Below are 4032 nucleotides of genomic sequence, written 5' to 3'. Positions count from 1 at the left end.
TATTCATGCCCTTGCCTCGGTAATCTTATGTTTCTTGGTCGAAAGATCTGATCATCGCAAGGGCATTTAGTTCCATTTCTTATGTGCAGCTCAGGTTATGTTAGTTAATGGAAAATTCTACTTTTGAGGACTGTTATTTTTCGGGGGCATTACCGAGATTTTCGCTACGCTTTTTTAAATAAATTCATACGAGAGCCCGCCAGAGTTGAATGAGGATCTTAGCTGTATTGACTAACTTTGCAACAGAGCCGACGAATGCGCTCGTTTACGTATTTAGACCTCTGCGCGCTCAGACATATAGAATTTATACTTAGCTCAAATTCACTATTTGTCGAGCCTCTATGCCTATCTACAACAAATTTATAAGGCTACTGATGATAATTACTGCTATTGAATAATAAATGTAGCAATATGAGTTTTAGAAAGATAATATGAACCTATAAATACTTTTCCTTTTGGTAAAGTGCTGGCTAATGATTCAATAATCTTTATTCTAAATAATTGTTTTTTGGGATCAATGTCAATTAGTTGAGCTGCTGTAAAGTCGAAGTAACGCTTTACTTCAGGATAAAGAGCTTTAAATAAACTTTCTTTGGCAGAAAAAGTCAGTATAGCGGCAATGTTTTTTTCTAGGTGGCTATGCTCAATTAATTTTTTTTCATCTTGGTTAATGATTTGAGCAAAAACCTCAAATTTCATTTTATTTTTAACATAATTTTCAATATCGCAGCCTATATAAGAATTCAAAGATTTATAACCTACTATGCAAATAGCTTTCGTATCAGTATGGCTAATGGAACCAAGTATGTCATTTGGCCACACAGGACTGCGATTTTTTCCAATAGTAACAGAGATGTCTTTTTTCCCTAATTGACTAAGTGCTTGTTGTGCCATTACTCGCCCTGATAGAAATTCTGCTTGTCTTTTTGCAACCGACCGTGCGATACATTCTGGCTTATCAATAGAAAAGCTCTCGAATAAATTAGGGTTATACGCTGTAATGTCATACTCACATATAGAAACTTTGACTTTATCTGATAAGATATTCTCAAATAGATGGTTAATATTTTTTTCTTGTTTAATAAAATTACTTAGTATACTGGGATTCATAACTAATTTAAGTTGATAATAGTTGAGCCTGTTTTAACACCCTCTTAATGATGTTATTTATCTGAAAGAGTACTAACTCTTTATGACTATTGATAAAGAAGAGGCACCCTAGCACACTTAAAGGATATAAAAACCGAGTTTCACCTTGGTTACAATAAGTATCAGCAATTGAAAAATCAGATCTTAGTGCGGGCACAAATAGCTTCATTAATCCTCTATTTTCTATTACTTCTATAGGTGTTAGGTGTAACATTTTATTTTTCTAGTTGTTTTATGAATTCGTCATTAGGCAAGTCATAGATAGGCACGTTCATACATTTATGATAAGTTCTAGGGCTACCTGATGCAATACAATATTTAGCCCTATTCCAAAATTTTTGCGCATGTGGAATTTTTGGGAATAAAGGAGATTTTACTAGCCGCTAATTAATTTCCTCAACTAATCAAAGCTATAACTTTATTACGTAAAGTTTAGACTGAATGTTAATAACACAAAATTAATACCTGATTAAATACTAAAAATGTTATGCGTTGAGCATAAATATTGAGTAAACAACCAATTTATCATTAGTTCTGAGTCTTTCTAGCTTCTGTCTTGGAAAGGTGTTCAATAAGTAACTTCATTGCATCATTTAACTCATCAAAGTTCTTCCAATCGACTGACTTCCAATCAATCCCACATTCAATATCACAAACATTTTTAGTCAATAACGTTTCAATTACATAAGCAGACTGAATATGACCAATCTTATATGCTTTAGACTTAGTATCTTTGGGTACTTTAGTTAAATCGTTTAAAGAAACAGAATTATCGTTTGCATCAAAGTACAAACAAAGCAAGTCATTGATTTCTCCTCTATGATATACATTTAACATTGAAATACCATGTTTTATTTTATATGCTTTTTCCGTTTTTAAAATGAGCTTTTTAACTGATACTAATGGCTCAGTATAACCGTTTTCAAATGCTCTTATAACGGCTGGATACCTGGTTAGAACGTTATAATTGTCATATGCTCCCATCGATATACCGAATAAGCTCGCTACTTCTTTCACTGTTAATGGCTTTTGACCAAGGCGCTTCTTCGAATTGTTAAGAATATCCACTTCTTCTATAGCATCTTGAAAAGCTTTTAACTTGCCATATTGTGGTAACTCCTCTCTGCTTGCATTTTCTTGAAATTGTTTAGTTTTCAATAGCAAAGGCTTGGAGTTATAAACTTTGAAATGTGCTGCACCTTCAATACCATCATTGTAGATCATAGCAAAAAAGCGTCTGTGCCCTGTTAAAATCTTATAGTAACCATCTTCCACAGGGTAAATTGTTGGGACTTGAATCACCTCCGACACAGCTACATTCTCTGCAAGTTCAATGATTGATTTAATTGTATGGTTGGCCTTTTTCCATTGCAAAGAACCATACTTGAAACAGTTAATTATGCAAGATTTACCTATTAAAACCTTATCTTTCCCATCATAAATATTAACTAATTGCTGTTTAGTTAACTGCCTTGTGGTTACCTGATATGCGTGGGTGTCTGAAATAGTTACAGAAGGCATAAATCTTGGGTTAGTATTGTCTGGCAGTATTTTGGATAAAAACACCGAACTATAATCATAAAATTCTTCTTTGGCTAAATTTACCGATGCTTTTTCATTTAATGCATTCAATAATAAACTTTCAAGTGACATTGTTTACCCAATTAGCCTAACTTCTGTGTGCGTATAATAGTACGAACAGCGTTTTCAATCAACACTGCCCCACTCTCCTAACCATTGTAGAGTAGTACGAATTACCGATATTTTTTACACAACACCACAAACACAAAAATCAACAACTCAAATTGCAAATCCTTTTATAAATCCTGGCTAAAAATATTGAAGTGCATTTGTAAAAAATATTACAAAATATTTCTGTATTTTGATTGCAATTACTTTATTTACCTATTACCGTAACAAAATATAATAATTATAAAGGACTTAAGTCTTGTGATGGATTCGCTAACCGATAAAAAATGTAATGATGAAAAAACAACTCTTCCTACTGCAAATGAAAATTTAAAATTGGAATTTTTTAGAAGGGCTTTCTGTCATGCGTATAAAATGGGAAAAGAAGATGCTTTAAATGGCATACACATTAACGGTGACTTAGTTTTCGAAACTTATATGACATCTTTTATTACCAACTAAATCATGACAATCTAGGATGTTTTTCTCACAACTAATACGATAACAGCATGGTTAGTGTATCCCTTATTGTTTATCTAAGTTGTCTGTGTAACGGTCTAAATATTCAAGACACCTTGTTAGAGGTATTATTACCAGAGACTAACGAGGTAAAACATGACAAGAAGATCGTTAACACCTGAATTTAAGAAAAAGTGTGCAGAACTAGTAATCAAACATGGAGTAATGTTGAAATAGTAACTTCGCTCGTCTAGACAAAACTGCTATGCTGAGAAAAAATCGATCTAGACCATCTTCGATGGTTTCTAACTAAAAGCACCGCCAACAAAGGCTACTCGAAATTAGTTTTCACACAGTCTGTGCCAAGAACGGTCATTAAGTACCTTACTCTTTATAGCTTCAACTCTAAGAACTTCGCCATTCAGATAACGCCATGGTGACATATACTTAGTTCTGAAATTGGCTACTTTCCTAGATGGAAAATAGTCTAGTTTCGTGCGGATACTACTAGCAAGCTGTTCGATATATGGTTTACCCGTTGATTCATAACTCGATGCTTCCGAATTAGTTAATTGAATCTCTACGGTAAAAATGCCGACAGCAATGCTATTCTAGAAACTCTCGACCCTGACGAAAAAATAGACCTCTGATCTTCCCCTGAAATTCTAGACACCTAGCTTACCGAATTATATCGGATCTCAAACTCTTCAGGGGACTGATGGCCTAGATGGCTAT

The 4032-nt window shown here is 33.7% G+C and carries 3 protein-coding genes; 1 reads left to right on the top strand and 2 read right to left on the bottom strand.

The features are described 5' to 3' along the window. Nucleotides 1-387: 387 nt before the first annotated feature. Nucleotides 388-1110 carry a 4'-phosphopantetheinyl transferase gene (locus tag AN214_RS21420; RefSeq protein WP_054981574.1) on the bottom strand — a complete coding sequence of 241 codons (723 nt, stop codon included), beginning with the start codon at nt 1108-1110 and terminating at the stop codon, nt 388-390. A 567-nt stretch (nt 1111-1677) separates the two neighbouring features. After that, a complete protein-coding gene (locus AN214_RS21415) occupies nt 1678-2802 on the bottom strand; it encodes a hypothetical protein (RefSeq protein WP_054981573.1) in 1125 nt (374 codons plus the stop codon). Between the two features lie 300 nt (nt 2803-3102). On the opposite strand from AN214_RS21415, the gene AN214_RS21410 reads away from it, so the two are divergent. Next, on the top strand, nt 3103-3300 hold the full coding sequence (locus AN214_RS21410) for a hypothetical protein (protein ID WP_054981572.1): 198 nt from the start codon (nt 3103-3105) through the stop codon (nt 3298-3300). Nucleotides 3301-4032: the final 732 nt, after the last annotated feature.

Origin of the sequence: Pseudoalteromonas sp. P1-9, assembly GCF_001399975.1 — a bacterium.
In the GTDB taxonomy this organism is placed as follows: Bacteria; Pseudomonadota; Gammaproteobacteria; order Enterobacterales; family Alteromonadaceae; genus Pseudoalteromonas.
Note: the sequence above shows the minus strand (reverse complement) of the source record. Positions and strands in the feature narration are given on the sequence as shown.

Excerpts from the sequence above, each read along its gene's own strand:
- AN214_RS21415 (WP_054981573.1), bottom strand. The coding sequence starts at position 2,802 with ATGTCACTTGAAAGTTTATTATTGAATGCATTAAATGAAAAAGCATCG.
- AN214_RS21420 (WP_054981574.1), bottom strand. The coding sequence starts at position 1,110 with ATGAATCCCAGTATACTAAGTAATTTTATTAAACAAGAAAAAAATATT.
- AN214_RS21410 (WP_054981572.1), top strand. The coding sequence starts at position 3,103 with ATGGATTCGCTAACCGATAAAAAATGTAATGATGAAAAAACAACTCTT.